The following is an 18,668-nucleotide window of genomic DNA, read 5'->3' as shown; positions in this document are numbered from 1 at the left end:
CGCATTGAGGCACTACGCTGATCTTCCGTTTAAAGCGGAAACAGATTCCGTGTTGCGGGAAGTTTACTCTTGTTTCTTATCCAACAATAGTTTTCCGGCTTCCTCTTTCGTCAGGCTGGACAAATCCTTCTCCATGCCAGGCAGATTGCCGGCCTTGCGAAGTGCTTCAAGCTGCGTCTTCGTGGCCGGCTGCATGCGGATCAACCGTTCAAGGTTACCGCCGGCAACCTGCTGTGCTATACGGCGGTCTCCCAACGCATCGATCAGCCGGTACATCCCTTCGATGGCCTTCTCCTCGCCTCCAGGCAAACCATAACCCGAATCCGTGCTCAATAGAAAACGATCGGGAAATTGCTTCATGACGGATACGAAGTCGTCCAGCCGGTTGGCGCTCTCCGGATTGGAAGCTGTAGAACCGGCAAAAAAATCCGCGTACAGATTGGGATGCTTCTTAAGCAAATATTCGACATTGTCGGGCGAATTGTAAGCGTTGATATGGGCGAATATGAAAGTCGTATCAGGATTGTCCTCGAGCGCTTCCTCCAGTTTGCGGACAGGCTCCCCGCTCGGAGGATCGATATGTAGCAACACCGGCGTCTTATATTCCGCGCATAGTTTGTAGATTTTCGGTAAAATTCCGTCCATCGGATCTTTGGTTTTCCAGGCGACATTAGCCAGGACGGGAGAATTCGTGGAGGCTGCGGCAATTTCCCCGATGCCGAAGTATCCTTTCTCCAAATTGTCCTTCACTGTCTGAAGTCCCGATTCGTCCAGGAGATTGATTCCGGAGAAAAACGGGATAAACTGGTCAGGCGCTTCCTGATATGCATTCCAGGATATCTGGTCCGTCCCGATCGCCGAAGGTTCGGAAACATCTCCGAAAAGGACAATTCGGTCAACGCCGTCCTGCTTCCAGGTCTTCATCATCCTTGCATATGTAAACCCGCTGGCATCATGATTATGTGCGTCGATTAGCCGCAAATCGCCGTATTCGACGGCCAGCTCGGCCAGGCTTTTCATTTCGGCCTCTGGCGAATTCCCTTTCGAATCATTCGCTGCAGTATCGGATGTGGCAGCGGTGGTCAGCGGCTTTACAGAAGGCTCTTCCATTTCCTTCGCCGTCGTATGCCCCGGGTTTGTAAATAATGGCCTATACATCAGCAAGAACGCCACCACCACGATAACGACGCCGGCGAGCAAATAAGTCAGCGGCTTTTTTGTCATGCAAATCTCCTCGCTTTATGCGAAACTTTACCAGAAATTATAGCACATCCTACCAAAACACAGAGGGCAAACCTTTGCATATACCTGCAGGTATAACAGTTAATCACTTCTTGTCGTCCTACATGGCACAGGTGTCGGTACCGTGCCATTACTTTTGATAAGGTTTCCGCGCTGTTTGTAAACGGCATGCTTAAGGGCCATCCTATACAGGAAGGCCCTTTCTTTTAACCCGCTCGATTCAACTATTGTACCCGAGGCAGCTTCTGAATCAAGCTTTTAATGTCCAGCGTGTAAATTATCTCGGTCTACAGCTTCCGGAGGTTGCTCCATCCAGCCGCGGTCAATCATAATATTGGCACCATCTTCTACGTATAATGAAACATCCAACTGGCATTTTGCAAATAATGCGCCAACATCTTTTCTTCCGCTAAGTGATGCACCATTGGCGTATTCCCTTACCTTCATGGAGAACATATCGATGTCCTGTATATAATCATCACATAATCCTTGGGGATAAAGTACCAATGCCGTTAGCAATGAATTTTCATTTTAACGGCTCAAGCTCCCCGCCAACCGCACACGTTGACGATAGGGACCGACCGGTATAAAAATCAGCCCCGTTTCATCCCGAGCAGCCGTCCGGTAAAGCGCATCGCTGGAATTGGCGTCAAACCCGAGAAGCGGACGTCCTCCCATCCCGAGGGCGGATGCTGCCAGCAATAACCGGTGCACGAGCATCCCTGCTTCCATTTGCTGTATGCGGTATCCCCTCTTGCCGAGCTGCGATTGAAAGAACCCCCTCTTCCCTGCTACATGAAAGCCGAGCGGCACTTGAAACAAATTGACATTGGAAAGCGACATTCCCTCCTGCATCCGTTGCCGGTGATCTCCAAAACAAACCGGCTGCAGCGCATGCGCGGCGCCATCGTACCGATAAGCACCATCCGGAACGTCATCGACCCCGTAGAAGCAGCCATAAAGGCATACACGGGGTTCCGGCCGTTCCTGCGGGCCATCCAGGTCATTACGATACGAGAAGGAAAGCGTCGTTTCCCGAAGCAAAGCTGCAAGCCGGGAGAGAGCAATCGGCTTCAAGATGAATTCCGTCTCGGGCGAAAACCGGTTGCGGCAAACCGTCGCCAAATCATAAGACAAGCGCTCTACAGGCGGCAGAGTCAGTGAGAGCGCTTGATCCGGGATTGCTTGTTCATCCTTTACGATTTCTCGGAATAATTGCGTCGAATCCAGTCGGGAAGCTTCGCTCATCCGGAGCAGCAACGGGTAATCTGAGATCCTCCGTGACCTGACATAGTGATCATGCCTGACAGGCGACAACTCCCGGCACAGCTCGGAGGCGGAAACCGTGTGCTCATCCTCGTTCCCGCGTTCCATCCACCGGATCACCGGATCAGTCGATAACGGGATAACCGCATACACGCTCTCCTCTTGTTCCGATAGTCCGAGCAGATGATTGACGGCTTGATCGAGAAATTGAAAATGCACGCTGGACGAATATCCGAATCGTTTCGCGATTTCGAGCAGCTGTCCGATCAATATGCCAGCATCTAGTCCCTGCAACCGGTAGGCAAAGTTGTTGTATTTATAAAAATTTTTCCAGTAAACCGTAGATACGAACGCGGCTCCGAAGCAACCGTTCACGTCGCGTCGATTCCCGAGCGACCTCGCTACATAAGCATCGAAGTTTCCTTCGCGCAACAACGCCAACCGATGATGAGCCGCATCGTAATGGTATACGCCGGCAGGCAATTCATCAAGCTTCAAATAGAGATACAATTCGCTCGGATATAACCCGCCTCCGGAAGGGACGAAGCGCCGGCACATCTGCAGGACGCCAGCCGATTCTTCCGCTGGTCCGCGTTCCAGGACGGATTGGGTCAATTGCGTAAGCCCGAATACATAATAAAGGAAATGTCCGATATCGCGAAGGTTAGGCACACCGGTCGTATCCCTGCCCTCGAGCGTTGCAGGCACTTCCCTGGATAGCGAAAACATTGGCAACCCGCGATAAAGCTTGTAAGGAAGCGGTGCGTCATCCCAATCCGTCTCCCAATCCAAGGGCTTGACCTTATCCGGATCATATTGCAAACGGTGAAGAAAAACGTCCAAATTCATAAGACTCATCGCTTTCCTCCTTGTCATCAACCGGGCCGCCCCATAACCGTCAATTAGGGAAACGGGTGCGGATACGGATTAAGCTGCTCGGGCGACAAGGGCTCCAGCGAATAAGACAGCTCCGCAGGGACCTTGAGCACCCTATCCAGTCCTGTTAAACGGATGAGATGATGCCCGAACGTCATCGGCAGCATGCCGGGAATGAGCACTTTCACGCAATAGAGTCCATTGCGACGCGTCTCCGGCGTCGTCTGGTCGACCACGATCACTTCAAGATTCAATTGGCGGAAAACGTGCAGCATGGCCTTCAGATCATCGGTCAGATCTGCGTTCCAGCCCCTCGGTTCAAACGCTTCGGCGAACGTTTGCATGGGACGATCTTCATTCAGCAGAAAATCGAGCCGTTCCTCCGCTTGTTTCAGCCCGTACAGCATGGAGTGGTCCTCCATCTCAACGACCTGGTACGGATCGAGAAGCATCCGTTCATACTTCTGACGGTTTTCCTCGAATTTCTCGCTGAGCGTGAGCAGCATGCCCGCCACCTCGTGGATCGCGCTCTTTGCCGCGCGAATCGGATCCGGATGGGCGCCCGCCGCGCAGATGAGATTCACCCCCCGCTCTTTCTTGTTTTTCGCGAGCGCCCACACGCTCGGTATGCCGTGCTCCATTGTCGATTTATACAAATGCACGTCATAACCCGCCACGGCCTCTAAACGATCCGTCATCCATCTCAACTCCCGGTCCTGGACCGAACGGTGGTCCAGACGCGGCAGGGGCAGCCGCCCATACCAAGTCATGAGAAACGAGTCGCGCTCCACCACTTCCAGCATTCCGTAGAAGATCGCTTCCTCCAGGCTGCCGCCCAGCGCGCAGCCATTGGACGTTTCGTATACGAATCCGCGACCACAGCCCGAACTGTAATAAGCCAGCAGTTCCGGTACGAGAATCGGACGCTGCTGCAGGAACGAATAACCCCATACCCAGTCGATCGGCCGTTCGGGATCGAATGGTTTGAACGGGAAGCCGGAGCGTTCATATTGTTCCTTGGCATGGACGCCTACGCGGAGAGGATCGAGCGCTCGGCCCTGTAAATTGCGGAAACTGTCATGAACGACGGTTCGTTTGCCGCGGGGCGACAGACCGCAATAACGCTCCAGTCCCTCCAGGATGGCCGTCATTTCGCTATCCGCATAGGAGTGGGTCCGACCTGCGCAAGCCTCATCTCCGCCAAACAAGGGCAAATTGATGCTCGCATCGGCAAAAGGAGACACAAGGTCAACCATTTTCCCGTTCAGAAAGCCGGTCCTGGCATCCAGGTATTCTTTGGCCAAAACATCCTTCAGTTCATCCATCGAACGGCTGCGGTACGTTTCTCCGCTGATTTTCAGGCTTGGCTGAAGCGCAATGCGGGCCGTCTCCTCATCGTCTTCCGGCAATCGGCCGCAGGTCGGACATAACGGATCGGGAAGGAAGAAGTGCGACGAGCTTTTCATCGTACGCAGATTGATCAAGTAAATCCGGCTTTCCGTCTCTGGCTTTTTGCCCTCCAGCATCTTCGCGGCTTCTGCCGCAACCAGGCTCGCCACCTGCAATAATCCCGTGCGAGACGCCCAAGCGTCCCGGGCGATGCCCCCATGCGACGCCAGCATCCGCTGTAGTTCCCACGATTCCCTGCGGTCGCTTCCCGCCAGCAGAAGCCGGATATCCGCGCATTGCGAGCATCCTTGCCCCCCGGGACGAACCAACGGACCGACAATCCCCTCTCCGAATGCAACGAAGCCGCGCAGCCAGGGCGTTCCCGACTGTCGGAACCGATCCTCCGCCGCAAGATGAACGGAAGGGTCCCAAGCATCGTTCAATACCAGCGCCAAGTCTCCCATTGCCGCCTCTCCGGATTCGATGCTTTCCTGCCGGAACAGCCGATAGCGGTCATCGGCAGACAATTGCTTGATTACCAAATCCGCGAGCTGCCCTTCCCCGATGACCGTTACGATCGCGCTCAAAGCGTCTCCTCCTCTCTCAGCGACACGCCATACACGCCTGCCAGCTCTTCTTTCATAAATGGTTCTGTCGACAAATCAACGACCGTGATCCGCTTACGGTTCGATTGCAGGGTTTGCCGGACGGACTGCAGCATCGTGCCGTATTCCAACTCATCGACGCCGGGGATCGCCAGGCTTTGCGGCAAGGCATCTTCCACCTTGACCGAAGAGCGCTCCAGGATTTGGCCTTGGATGTCCGCCGCATCGTTTTGGATCCTCATCAGCGCCTGTCGAAGCGCTTCTCGCAGCGCCGTCGTGCGGTTTACCCCGACCCCGCCGTACCAGTACCCGCTCGTACCGACCCAAACAACCGGGAAACCCGATACTTCTTGCCCTAGACCTATTACAGGAGCATCCCGCATCGTACTCATTACACGCAAGCAGTAGCGTGAGAAACCATCATCAACCTTGCTGAGCTCAATTCGATAAACGGAGGGCACGCTGGATTCAGAGCGGCTCTTCAGCTCCTCGAACAGACATTTCTGGAGTCCGCGGAGAACAGCTTCCGCTACCGTCTCTCCTGCTCCGACCCCTACATATTCATGTGGCTGAAACTCGATTGGACTTGCGGTATCCGGCTGGGCAGGCCCGGCCGCCTTCAGAACCCCGGCCAATCGCGACACGTACGCCTCGATGCCAGCCAAGCCCGCTTCCTTCCTTGCATCATAATGGGTCATTCCCATACAAACGATCTGCGGCAGCAGATCGGCGGGGCCTTCCGAAAGCGGGTCGGCTGCCTGGACGAGACACTGTGAAAGCGGAAGCTGCTTCAAGTCCCCTTCCTCCCAGCAGTGAAGGATGCCGGTCTCCGCCGAAGTCAAGCGATTGAAATAGGAGAGGAGACGGTCGGCTTCTTTCCTCTTTGTGCGCTGTTCGATTGGAAGGTCGAACGGATCCGCAGGTTCGGCCGGACGAAGCCCGCTGACCAGCGGATGGGGAAGTAACGAATGCCACTCGCCTTCCAATGTCTCCGGATTCAGCAGGAACAACTTTCCGTTCAATTCGGAAGCCGTCGTCCCCGAAACGGTCTTAAGCCATTCGAATACGACCACATTCGCGAGCATGGCTTCCGACGTAGTAGAGACGGCGGTCGGCCGACCCGCATCGCCAAGGGCGGCTCGGTGTATCCTGCGCCATGCGGATTCGAAGCAGACGTCCGAATCCGGGTGTACCAGCGGCCCGGCTATGCCGACCTGCCGCAAGTAGATGGCAGGCAGCAGCAGCTTCTTCGCGTCCCTGCAGGCAGCATGCAGCGCTCTCAGCTCACCGGGATCGTCATCCTGAGCGACATAGAGAACGGAATCCGCAAGCCGCACGACCTCCGGCCAATCGGGGAAGCCGTCATTCGGCGGAAAGATCTCCTCGACCTCGACCTCGGGATCCGATAGACGCGCGGTCGCCGCCAGCTCGGAGATCCGCCGGCAATCCGTGGTCTCCCGGTTCATGATCAGCATACGAAACCGAGGCAATCCAGATTCCAACAAAGCCGCGACGAGCGAGACAAATATCGGACCGGAACCTACCGCAATCGGATTAGCTTGGCGATAGGTTTGAAAGCGGTAAGCGCCCGCCCCTGCCAAGCTGTCCAGAAATTCGATCTGTCCGGCATATTTCCGTAGTACCTCTTCCGAAAGGCTATGAGGGCTGTCTTGGCTGGTATCCCGGACAAAGCCGTTACTCAGCAGTACTTCCGCGATTTCATAAACCCGTACCCTGTGGGGTTCCGGCAGCCCGTCCGTCAGATCCGCCATGGAATAATCCCCACTCCACATCGGCAGCAATTTTTCGATCCACAGATCAATCATGTCGCCTTCCATTCGAAACGAACCCGTATTGTTGCGAAAATAGACGCCGCCATTCGAATCGGGGAGAAAGAACGTATCCCCTTTCACTTTCAGACGCATAGAAGGGTTCAAGTTTTTATTCCTCCTTAAAGTTTTGCCGGAAGCAAAACCGTTGCGTAGGTCAGGATTTTGCAAAATTCGATTCCGGCCGCCCCCGGGTACAATATATAGTCGAATTAAACCGTTTCGCTTTATCTATTGCTGATTGAAAGTCGCTCCTTTGATTTTTGCAAAATCCTCAGGTAAAAACGAAGTTCTTGCCGGGGAAATCGCATTGTACCAAGCTTCGGTTTTTCTTCATTTTTAAGTTATGTAGCGCGTTTTGTCCGTCATGCCTAAAACTAAAAAAGGAACAGCCCCTGCAAGGCGAGACATTTGCAGGGGCATACCGTTTTGCGGATCGCAAAGCGATTTTTTTCGGTACTCAACGGCAGCGAGCGCAGCTTCCGCAACGTGCGCAGCTACCGCAGCCGGCGCAGCTGAAGCAGCTGCTACAGCGGAAACAGTTGCTGCATGAACAAAACCCGCCGCAAAAGCCGGCGCAAAAAAAGCAAATTCCAACACATAAACGGGGATCCCCCGAATAGTACTGATTTTGCCCCGACATAGGTGTCATCCCCGTCGAAGTGAACTGGCCGACATTCAAGTTTTGCAGATCCTTCTGGAATTCGTTCATTTTATACCCTCCGTATCATTCAATACCCTGCATGGGACAATCGTTATACGAGAACGACCGGCATACAAGCCCATTCCTCCTTCTCGACAAGATAATTTATGAAATGGGATCCGCTAGTGTTCCTATGACATCCGCCTACCAAATAAAAAAGACCCGACAGAGTGCTTCCGGTAGCCGGGTTGAACGTAACTGCCGGTGGGACTCAATCCCGAGCGCTATCGTTTTCACCCCAAATAGACGTGACCATGATTTTCAGGTTTAGCCCCAAAATTATGGGAAGGTGCATACTAAAGATGATAAGGAAGAAGAATTTTACGAGGTATAAACGATCATCCCGACCAATAGGTTGGAATGGATGAAAAGCCGCTTCGTTGTCATTAGCTTTTAATCGCATTACGGTTTCGTATCATTGGAACCCGCGCAATGTTGCCCAAGACAAGAGGATGTTTAATGAATTCATTGGTGCCGTAGATGAAAGCCATCAAGTGTTGATCAAAAACGGTTACGCAAAAACAGCATGGTCAAAGGAACCTGACCATGCTGCTGCAACTTTGCTTAAATCAAAAACTAAGGATCGCTTTCGTTATCCCTTGATCCCGGAAAGCGTTACGCCCTCTATTATATAACGCTGACCGATGATATACACGATCAGTACCGGAATAAGCGCAATCGCGGCGCCGGCCATCATGAGCGTCCAGTCCGTGGAATACATGCCGCGGTACAGGTTCAGCATCATCGGGACGGTGAATTTTTCGGGAGTATTCAGGAAAATGAGCGGATAAAAGAAGCTGTTCCACATGCCGAGGAACGTGAAGATTCCCAGCGCAGACAAAGCCGGTTTTACCAGCGGCAGCATAATGCGAGCATAAATCGTCCAGCGGTTGGCACCGTCCACGATGGCGGCCTCCTCCATCTCCTTCGGAATGCCTCTGAAGAATTGGCGCAGCAGGAACACGCCGAAGGCATTAAACAACGCGGCAGGCACAATGATCGACAGATGCGAGTCCAGCCAGCCGATGCTTTTCATCATCAAATACAGGGGGATAATCGTCACCTGTCCCGGTACCATCATCGTCGCCAAAAAGAGGACGAAGAGGGATTCACGGAAAGGGAACCGGATCTTGGCAAATGCGTAAGCCGCCATCGAGCAGGTGAACAGCTGCGAAGCAACGACGATCACGTTGATATAGAAACTGTTGAAATACGCCTTTCCGAAGGGCAAAGCCGTTAACGAGGTTTTGAAGTTGGACCACACGAACGGATCGGGGATCCATTTCGGCGGCACGATAAAAACTTGGGACAGATCCTTGAGCGAGCTGAGCAGCATCCATATAAACGGCAGTGCCATGATGCACGCGCCGATCAGCAATATAATATGAAGCAGGACGGTGGACAAGCGTAGTCCTCTGGTCTGCATGCATTCTCCTCCTTATCCGGTCGATTCTAGTCCTCGTAATGGACCCAGCGTTTGGATATTTTCATTTGGAACAGCGTCAGCGCCAAAATCATGATGAACAAAATGACTGCGGTCGCCGTGCTTTTCCCGAACGTAAAGTCCACGAACGCCGAATCGTAAATGTGAAACACGATCGTATAGCTCGCTTTCGCGGGCCCGCCGGAGGTCATGACGAACGACTGGTCGAACACCTGAAACGAACCGATGATCGTCATTATCGTCACGAAAAAGGTCGTCGGAGACAGCAGCGGAACGGTTATGTTGACAAACTGCTGCCATTTGCTGGCGCCGTCAATTTGTGCCGCTTCGTAATAGCTTGCGGATATACCCTGCAGCCCGGCCAGGAACAAGACCATGTTCCCGCCAAGCCCCATCCAGACGCTGAGCATGGCGATCGACGGCATAACAAACCGCGTGTCGGTCAGCCAGCGGGGGCCGTCGATCCCGAACCACTCCTTCAAATAAAGATTGATCAGACCGAAATCCGCGTTAAACAGCCACATAAAGACGACGGCGACCGCCACGGACATCGTAATGTTCGGCATAAAATAAATGAGCCTGTAAATCAGCTTGCCTTTTACCCGATTCAGGCCGACCGCGATGAGCATCGCCAGAATAATGCCCGTAGGCACGGTTAGCACCGTATAATACAGCGTGTTGACCACGGCGATCCGAAAGTCCTCATCCTTGAACGTGTTGATGAAGTTATCCAGTCCGACAAACTGCTTCTCCCCCATCCCGTCCCATTTCATCATGCTGAGCACGAAAGCCGAGATCAGGGGAATTAACGAGAACAGCAGCAATCCGGCCAATTGGGGGAAAATAAAAACATAGCCCCAAATGCCATCCGACGTCTTGTTCGTCAAAGCGGTCTTCCTTTTGTTGTCCGGCTGCAAGGCCGGTGCAGAAACGGATCTATCGGCCGTCTGATTCTGCATACACATCCACCTTCCTCTTGCGAATTACGCCTTACGAAGCGTTGGCCGTCAGTCACCAGCCAGCATGGAAAGAGGGAAGGAACGCTGCGCTGTGCCCTGCGCTCCCTTCCCTCCGGACTTTCGTTATTTGCCGTTTTTATAATCGTCGATTTTTTTGTTGGCCATTTCCTGAATGTCTTTGAGCGATGCGTCCAATTCGCCGTTCTTGAGCCACAGCGCCTCGAACTTGGAAGTAATATCCGTGCTCAGCCCTGGAATGCCGGCCTCGAACGGAGTCAGCGAATAACCCACTTCACGGGCATCAAGGAACAGCTGCGCATGCTCCGGCAGGTTTCCTTCCAGAACGACGTCATCCACGCCTTGAACGGACGGCACCGCATTGCCCCCGCCTTGCAGACGGAACTTCTGTCCGTCCGAGCTCAGGAATTCGGAGTAGAAGGTATAGGCCGCTTCTTTATGCTTCGACGCGCTGTTCATGACCAAGAATGCCGTCGGAATCCCGGCCGGTTCAATCTTGTTCCCCGTGTTGGTCGGCCAGGTCACGACATCGTATTCCAGGCTGGAGTTTTTCTTAAACAGCGGCAAATACCAGCGTCCTGCCCCGACGAACCCGACTTGGTTGGACATAAACATGGCGTCGCCGCCCTGCCCCTTCGGCAGCGTACCGGAGAATGTAATATTTTTCTCCTTTACGTTATCGTACAGGAACTGGAATGCTTCCTTCGCCTTCGGATCGTCATAACCGATAAACTTGCCGTTATCGTCGTAAACTTTGCCGCCGTTGGACGTTACCCAGCTGTAGTAGCTGTTCCAGGAGTTGTCCAGCACGTACCCGTACTTTTTCGAGTCGCGGATTTTCTCCACCATGCCTTTGAACGCGTCCCAGGTCCACTCACCCTTGGCCTGAAGGTCGGCCGGCATCTCCGTAATTCCAGCGTCCTTCAGCACTTTCTTGTTATACCACAGCACCATCGGATTGCAGTCGACCGGCACGCCGTAGATTTTGCCGTCACGCTTCGCCGCGCCCCACAGTCCCTCGAAATAGTCGTCCGGTTTGATTTTGCTGTCTGCCGCAGTCATTCGCGGCGTTATTTCCTCGATGCTTTTATTCTCGATCAGTTTTACGACGAAGCCATCGCCTGCATAAAACACATCGGGGGCGGTTCCTCCCGTCAGCTGAGTCAGGATTTTCTGGTCGTATTCCCCCGGAATCGGAATCAGCTCCGCTTCAATGTCCGGATGCTTCGAGTTGAAGTCCTTCGTGAACTCTTGGAAGCGGGTCAGCTCTCCTGGATTCCCCCAGGTCGCCCATTTAATCTTGACCTTCTCCCCACCCCCTTGACCGTCTTCCGACAGCGCTCCTTGGTTGTCGCCGCCGCCAGACCCGCATGCCTGAAGCGCAACCATCGTCACCAATAACACCGCAAACAAGGACTTTCTGAGCTTTTTCATTTTTTTACTCCCCCATTCCAAAGAGTAGTCGTCTGCTTAGCACCTTGCTGTGAAAACGTTTACGTGAATATTATAAAACGGGTTCCTTCGCCTTTGAACGACACTAATTTCCGAAATCGTGTCATAATTTCCTATGTTTTCTATTCTGCGAATTATTCAGTTGAAGGGTGCTGATCTGCGCGGCATTCCCTGGAATTCCGCAGGCGTCAGTCCGACGACTTTTTTGAACTGCTTGCTGAAATGCTTGGTGTCATTGAAGCCGGACATCTCCGCGACCTCATATACTTTCAGCGTTGGATTTTGCAGAAGCTCCTTTGCCCGGTTCACCCGCAGCGTAATCAAGTAGTCGATGAAATTATGTCCTGTGACCCGCTTAAACATTTCACTGAAATAATTGCGGCTGACGCACACCCTGTCTGCAACCAGCTGTAGAGAGATCGACTCTGTAAAATGCTCCGTGATATACTCGACCGCCTGCTGGACGATCCGTTGGTGCAGCGATTTATCCGGAGGCGGACAATCGGCAGGGAGGGGCAGCGACATCACGGCTACCTGGTCTGCGCTGCATTTTTCCTTGTATTGCTCCAAAATGCGGTGATCCTCTTTCTCCTTCTGCAAGCTATGGCGCATTTCATACAGCACGGTTTTTAACGACTCCGCACTCAGCATCGGCTTTAAAATATAGTCAAAGGCACCCAGCCGGATCCCCTCGCGGACATACTCGAAATCGCTATGGCAGCTAAGCAGGAGCACCTTGACCCAAGGGCAGATCTCCCTCGTCCTGCGCGCAAGCTCAAGTCCATCCATCACCGGCATCGCAATATCGGTAATCAGAATGTCGATCTCCTTGCTTTCGACCCATTTCATCGCCCGCTGGCCGTTGGAAGCCTCCCCCACCAGCTCGAATCCGTTGACTTCCCAATCAAAAGTAGACCGAATCCCCATTCTTGCGATGGCTTCATCATCAACCAACAGCACTTTGTACATCATGATCCCCCTTCAATTTTGAAAAAGTAATCGTGACCTCCGTACCCCGCATGAGCTCGCTGGTCACACTGACCCCGTATCCGTTGCCGTAATACAGCCGAATCGTTTGGTGAACATGGCGCAGCCCGATGTTGGTCATCCCCCGGTTATGATGCGGCCGTTCATCGGCGAAAATTTGGGCAAGCCGTTCCTCGCTCATGCCTACGCCGTCGTCGGCGATGCTGATGATGATCTCCTCCCCCTCTTGCCGCGCACGAATCTCAATCGTACCCGGTTCATCCTTCGGGGCGATGCCGTGGAAGACCGCATTTTCAACAATCGGCTGGAGAAGCATGCGCGGAATCGGAATTTGCTTCAGCTCTTCCGGACAGTCCATAAGCAGCGTGATGGCGTTGTCATATCGGTACCCTTGAATGACCATGTATTTCTGCAGCAGGTCCAGCTCTTCTCCTAATTGGATGAAAACGCCGCTTCGCCCCATGCTGACCTCGAGCAGCTGAACGAGCGAAGTCACGGCTTTGTCTACGTCGTTCGTGCGGTTCAGCTTGGCAAGCCAGCGGATCGAATTGAGCGTGTTGTATAGAAAATGCGGATTAATCTGATACCGAAGAGCCCGGATCTCCGCCTTCTTCTTCTCGGATTCCTCCTTGGCGATCCGCTCGACGAGCAGCTCGATCTGTTCAATCATCTTGTTGAAGCTGCGGCCAAGCTGCCCGATTTCATTGCGTCCGACGCTGCGGCTGCGGATGGTCAAGTCGCCGGCTTCTCCTTTGCGCATCAAGCGGCTCAAGTAGACGAGCGGATTCCCGATTCGGCGTGTAACGTAGTAGCCCATGCCAATCGCCAGCACGATGGAGCACAGGGCAATCAACACCGTCAGATTTCGAATGCTGGATGAGTCGGCAGTCAACTCCTCGAGCGGTACGACGCCTACCACAAGCCAGCCGTTGTTCAGTCGCTCTGGAATCATGAGCGTGTTGCGCCGGCCTTCGCGCAGCTGCATTTTCCGGGGCGGCAGCGGCAGCTTGGACGCCTTCCCGTACTCGTCCGGGTTGGGATGGTAGAAATATTGATTTTGCTCATTGACGATGTAGACGTAACCCGTGTCGCCGAATTGAACGCGGTTCAGCTCATCGATCAGCACGTTTCCCATGACCTCGACAAACATGACGCCGATGACTTCGCCCGTCTCCCAGCTCCGGATGGCCCTGCCGAGACCAAAAACCGGGAATCCCATCCCGGTCCTTTTCAGGTATGAAGTTTCGGATAGCCCAAACCATACGGTATTGCCGTTCGCTTTCAATATGGCCTTATACCAGTCGGAATCCCACTGATTCGGAATCGACATGAGGGAGTCTGCGCTAAGCACCGAATTTTTGCCTTTTGTATCAAAAATATAAATATCGAGAATTTCAGGCGAATTGATCATAATCGAAGTCAGCATATCCTTGCCGTCCTTCACCTTAAGCGTTGTTTCGTAGGCGTTATCACCCTGTCTCTGCTCCAAAATGTTGTGGACGATTTTGCTGTTGAGTACCATCATCGAGGAGTCGTCCAGCTTCTTGAAAAACATGTTGAGCTTATCGCTCACCTGCACAATCGTTAGCGCGGCCACTTTGCTGACCTGCTCTTCAACGATCATGGACGATTTGTGGTAGGATATGAATCCTCCAATCAGGACAGGAAGAGTCATCCCGAAGAAAAAAAAGAGGAATAGCTGCACGACGATCGAGTGCAATGGGGGAAAACGAGTGTGGAACCAGGATCTCATTGTTGCGAATCACCCTCTTTTTTCAAAAGTATCACTTGCGTAATGCTATTTTATATACGAATGATTACGCTTTCAAAGTAATGTTGCGAAAATTCCGAACAAAGCACGAAATATCGTAAGAAAAACCCCTTACGTCGTACTAATCAATCAGGAAGATAAGGGGTTAACAGATGTAAGATAGGCTTAAGCGTTGGAGAACGGAGGGGATTTTTTCGTAGGAAAAACAGGTCGTATGAATAATAGTTATCCTGAAAAGTTGACGGGGATATTGCTCACGCTGCCAGGCAGGCTGATGGCAAACCCCATGAGGATTTAGCCGCCGAAACAATTGCTTGCAAAATTATATGTGTTCAACGTAAGGGCTCTACCGTTGAGACTTGGGAGCGGAAATCTTCAGGGCTGGAAAAACACGCCTATTAAAAAAGCCGGCCAAGTCAAGCGGCCGGCTACTATTGCTATTGGTTCGACAATTGCTTGCAGTACCATGTCTCCTTGCTTTTCAACAAGTTTGCCATTTATCGTTCCGCGTTGTCTTTGCTGATCATACCGCGTTAACTCATGATGTCCCGTCCATCCCGATTATTCGGGATAAGCATGCTACTCAGCTGCCTGATAATCCAACTTGCGGCAGTCGATCATAAGGCATCGAGATCATGCGACTTACCCGAAGCATGGAAGCTCAACCGGCCCATACATCCTTCACATAGTTACCTGCCGCTTCAAGCGCGGCTAGCCATTCAGCCGCTTCTTCACGGCTTGCCCCGCTTCTTTCCCGATAGGAGTCCATGATCGTCTGTTCCACCTGCGGAGCCATCCGCGATCCATCGCCGCAGATGTACAACTTGGCCCCGGTTTCGAGCAGCGGCAGCAACAGCTCCCCGTCCTGCTTCATAAGATGCTGGACATAGCACTTATCAACGCCGTCCACTCTGGAGTATGCCGTATGAAGCGTTACCAGCCCATCCCTTTCCGCCTGCTCAAACTCCGCGCGGTATAGGTAATCATGTTCCGGATTCCTGCAGCCAAAGTACAGATGGGCTTCACCCAGCACCTTTCCTGCCGCTTGGAGTGCCCGTCTGGCCTGGATAAAGCCTCTGAACGGAGCCACGCCCGTGCCTGGACCAACCATGATCAGCGGTGTGGCGGAATCCTCCGGAAGTGCGAAGCCGGATTCAGGAGACCGGACGAATATCAGCACCTCGGCTCCCGGTTCAAGCCCGGCCAAGTAGTTGGAGGCGATGCCGCGGTACTCTCCCTTGCCGTTCCATGCTTCTCCCCGAACTACGCCGACCGTGATGCTGGCCGTGTCTTGGCTGACTTGGGGCGAGCTGGAGATGGAGTAATATCTCGGCTTCAGCGCCGGCAGCAGCTCCAGAAAACGAGCAAACGGCAGCTCACAGGCATCATACTGCTCGAGCAGGTCGAGCATCGTAACCCTCTTCGCCCGAATGTCCGTTTGGAACGTCTCTTCTACGAGCAACGCCTCGAGTTCCCTGGCATGCGGCGGACATACCGTACATGCTGCCATTTCCCGGATTTGAGCCCGGGTTGCCGGCTCCTGCAGCTCTACGCTGCGGGATAGCAGTTCGTCCAGTCGGACCGGAACACCTGCCTTCAAGTGGGGAATGTTTTTCCCGCCCGCTTCCAGAATCAGGTGCGCGGAGCCATCCAGCCGGAATCGGCGGAGTACCCGCCGCACCAATGGCTCAGGGTTGACCGGGAGCACGCCCAGATGATCGCCCTCGCAATAAGTCGTACCTTCCGGCAGCGCAATTTCGACGTGCTGCGTGACCCTTCCGCTGTCTGCGTGCTGAAGATTGAAGCTGCGCACAATCCGTCCGGATACGGCTCCGTAGGTTTCCGCCAGCGGAACGGCGGCCACGCCCTGGACAAAACGCAGCGACAGCGTGCTCCGGATCGGCTCGCGGTTGGCCGTGACCGGCAGTCCCAGCGCCTGCATCAAATCCGGCCATAAATGCTCCGTCCAGTCGTCAACCTCCCGTTCAAAATCGCCGCTGGCATCGCTCTCCCCGCGCGGGAGAAGCTGCTTCGCCCCTTTGGCGGTCAGCAGCTCATCAATCAGGCGAGGGATCCGTTGATACGTGCTGGCCCAATTATGATCCCCGCAGCCGAATACCGCGTAGCGGACACCCTGGACGGCCGAATTCTCGGCGGATTCCAGCCACTCGATGAAAGCCTTCGCATTAGAGGGAGGCTGGCCGTTATAGGAAGCCGTTACGATGATCACCGCTCCCTCCTTGGGAAGGGCGCCGGCGTAGTCGTCCAAGGTACCGACCTGACTGTCGAATCCCTGGTATTTGGCGAGATCGGCTACTTCTCTGGCAATGCCTTCGGCCGTGCCCAAATTGGAACCATACAGGACGAGCAGCGGCGTATGATGTGCGTTTTCCGCCAATGAAGCCGGCTTGCTGGATTCGCGAGCAGCGGTATCCACCGGTTCGGTGCTGCCGTAACCCATCGGAATGACGGCGCCCCTCCGGTTGACACGAATCCGAAACCCTTCCGGTTTCAGCGTCAGCGTCTCTTTCACCTTGAGTTCGTAGTGGTCCGCATCCGTCAGGTCAAAATACTTGAGCACCATGCCCAGAACCAAGGTGGCTTCCTGCAGGGCGAACTGCTGCCCGATGCACGCCCGCTGGCCGTTGCCAAACGGCTTATACGCGTCATGAGGCACCTTGCTAGGATCCTCAAAACGCTCGGGTCTGAACGCCTCCACATCGTCCCCCCAGACGCGCGCATCCCTGTGAAGAGCCGGGATGAGCACGGTCACGCTATTACCCTTTTGGATCGGATAATTTCCCCCAATCCATGTATCTTCTTTGGCATACAGCGAGAAAGCCGGCGCCGTGGGCCATAACCGCAGAGACTCGCTTAGAACCATTCGGACGTATTTCAGGTCCCGCACCTGGTTATATGTCGGTACCGGGTCTTTCAGGACGCGGTCCACCTCTTCCACCGCTTTACGCAGCTTATCGGGGTTTTTCATCAGAAAATAGATCGCAAAGGAGAGCAGGCCGCTGGTCGTTTCATGCCCTGCGATCAGAAATGTAATGATCTGGTAGCGGATATTTTCTTGATCCAGACGCTCACCTGTATCCGCATCGACGCCTTCCAGCATGTGCGCGAGCAGATCATCCTCATTCCCGCCTTGCGCCTTACGCTCCCGGATCAATTCGTCGACGAGCGAGAACATCGCCTGGATGTCCTCTTGAAACTGCCGTTTCTTCCGGACCATAAACATATCCTGGATGCCCAAGCGGTGAAGCTGGTTCATCCCTTCGTCAAGCGCCCGCACCATCGCATCGATAAAGGGATGGTTGTCTTCCCGGTAAAAACTGTTGAAACGGTAACTAAATCCGCACAATCCGATCGTGTCGAGCGTGAGCCGCGTCATGTCCGCAGGAACGTCCACCGTTTCGCCCGGGTTCAGCCGCCCCCATTTTTGAATCAGCTGCAAGGCGATATCCAGCATTTTTGCATGATAACCTTGCATTGCCCGCTGGCTGAAGCTGGACAGCAAAATGTTATGGGCTTTTTTCCAATTCGTTTCCTGGGTCGCACTCGTAAACAATCCGTCGCCTGCAAAAGCGCGCACGTTTTGCAGCGGAGCCCATATCCGTTTATCAAAGCGCTTTTCGTCGCAAGCGTCCTTCACATATTCATGTCCGGACACGTAGATCTCTTTGCGGCCACCGGGATATTGGAACTGAAAGATCGGTCCGAGCTCCGAAGCGACCTTCACCAACGATTGCACCGGCGCGGCGGAATCCAGCAGCGGCAGATTTCCTAATGGCCCATAGGTTTTAGGCTGAGGCACCTGAATGGTTTCTGTCATGTTTTTTCCCTCCATCATCCTGTTCGTTTCTCTTTAATCCAGCCTTTATAATAGGCTGCTAACGCGACTGACAAAACCAACTGACCAAAATGGTAATACGGTCAAAATATAAGAAAAAAGGAGGATTTGACAGCTGCTTGGCTGCGAAAGCCTGCCAACGCTATCCTATCCTACCTTTTAACATAACATGATATGAACTCCCGCACATCAGCCAGAGGTCCGGAATTCATCGGTCAGGCCGAGGGCTGCTTGTTACTTTTCAGCCAGGATTATTTCAGTCATGCACGAC

At 53.6% G+C, this 18,668-nt stretch carries 12 protein-coding genes; all 12 read right to left on the bottom strand.

What is annotated here, in order from left to right; all coding sequences use genetic code 11:
* Window positions 1–63 precede the first annotated feature (63 nt).
* The 12 genes from GQY55_RS12675 to GQY55_RS12620 all read right to left on the bottom strand — a co-directional run bounded on the left by GQY55_RS12675 (window position 64) and on the right by GQY55_RS12620 (window position 18,379).
* The gene (locus GQY55_RS12675; RefSeq protein ID WP_236575580.1) at window positions 64–1,224 is read right to left on the bottom strand and encodes an amidohydrolase family protein; all 1,161 of its coding nucleotides are present in this window, start codon (window positions 1,222–1,224) and stop codon (window positions 64–66) included.
* A 276-nt stretch (window positions 1,225–1,500) separates the two neighbouring features.
* A complete protein-coding gene (locus GQY55_RS12670; RefSeq protein ID WP_236575579.1) occupies window positions 1,501–1,689 on the bottom strand; it encodes a DUF3231 family protein in 189 nt (62 codons plus the stop codon).
* An 84-nt stretch (window positions 1,690–1,773) separates the two neighbouring features.
* A complete protein-coding gene (locus GQY55_RS12665) occupies window positions 1,774–3,366 on the bottom strand; it encodes a SagB family peptide dehydrogenase (protein ID WP_160041841.1) in 1,593 nt (530 codons plus the stop codon).
* 44 nt (window positions 3,367–3,410) lie between these two features.
* Window positions 3,411–5,360 carry a TOMM precursor leader peptide-binding protein gene (locus tag GQY55_RS12660; protein ID WP_160041839.1) on the bottom strand — a complete coding sequence of 650 codons (1,950 nt, stop codon included), beginning with the start codon at window positions 5,358–5,360 and terminating at the stop codon, window positions 3,411–3,413.
* The gene (locus tag GQY55_RS12655; RefSeq protein ID WP_160041837.1) at window positions 5,357–7,315 is read right to left on the bottom strand and encodes a putative thiazole-containing bacteriocin maturation protein; all 1,959 of its coding nucleotides are present in this window, start codon (window positions 7,313–7,315) and stop codon (window positions 5,357–5,359) included. The genes GQY55_RS12660 and GQY55_RS12655 overlap by 4 nt, the downstream gene beginning before the upstream one ends.
* 352 nt (window positions 7,316–7,667) lie before the next feature.
* Window positions 7,668–7,859: a hypothetical protein gene (locus GQY55_RS12650; protein WP_236575596.1), complete on the bottom strand. Its 192-nt coding sequence runs from the start codon at window positions 7,857–7,859 to the stop codon at window positions 7,668–7,670.
* Window positions 7,860–8,502: 643 nt separating this feature from the next.
* Complete coding sequence (locus GQY55_RS12645) at window positions 8,503–9,336, bottom strand: carbohydrate ABC transporter permease (RefSeq protein ID WP_160041833.1); 834 nt, start codon at window positions 9,334–9,336, stop codon at window positions 8,503–8,505.
* Window positions 9,337–9,362: 26 nt separating this feature from the next.
* On the bottom strand, window positions 9,363–10,313 hold the full coding sequence (locus tag GQY55_RS12640; protein WP_201452146.1) for a carbohydrate ABC transporter permease: 951 nt from the start codon (window positions 10,311–10,313) through the stop codon (window positions 9,363–9,365).
* Between the two features lie 123 nt (window positions 10,314–10,436).
* On the bottom strand, window positions 10,437–11,765 hold the full coding sequence (locus GQY55_RS12635) for an ABC transporter substrate-binding protein (protein WP_160041831.1): 1,329 nt from the start codon (window positions 11,763–11,765) through the stop codon (window positions 10,437–10,439).
* A 156-nt stretch (window positions 11,766–11,921) separates the two neighbouring features.
* Window positions 11,922–12,752, bottom strand: a complete 831-nt coding sequence (locus GQY55_RS12630; protein ID WP_160041829.1) for a response regulator — start codon at window positions 12,750–12,752, stop codon at window positions 11,922–11,924.
* The gene (locus GQY55_RS12625; RefSeq protein WP_236575578.1) at window positions 12,730–14,445 is read right to left on the bottom strand and encodes a sensor histidine kinase; all 1,716 of its coding nucleotides are present in this window, start codon (window positions 14,443–14,445) and stop codon (window positions 12,730–12,732) included. The genes GQY55_RS12630 and GQY55_RS12625 overlap by 23 nt, the downstream gene beginning before the upstream one ends.
* 757 nt (window positions 14,446–15,202) lie before the next feature.
* The gene (locus GQY55_RS12620; RefSeq protein WP_160041825.1) at window positions 15,203–18,379 is read right to left on the bottom strand and encodes a bifunctional cytochrome P450/NADPH--P450 reductase; all 3,177 of its coding nucleotides are present in this window, start codon (window positions 18,377–18,379) and stop codon (window positions 15,203–15,205) included.
* Window positions 18,380–18,668 lie beyond the last annotated feature (289 nt).

This window comes from Paenibacillus sp. USDA918EY, from assembly GCF_009870825.1.
In the GTDB taxonomy this organism is placed as follows: domain Bacteria; phylum Bacillota; class Bacilli; order Paenibacillales; family Paenibacillaceae; genus Paenibacillus_AQ; species Paenibacillus_AQ albilobatus.
The sequence above is the reverse complement of the archived record's forward strand: the minus strand, read 5'-3'. Positions and strand labels throughout refer to the sequence as shown.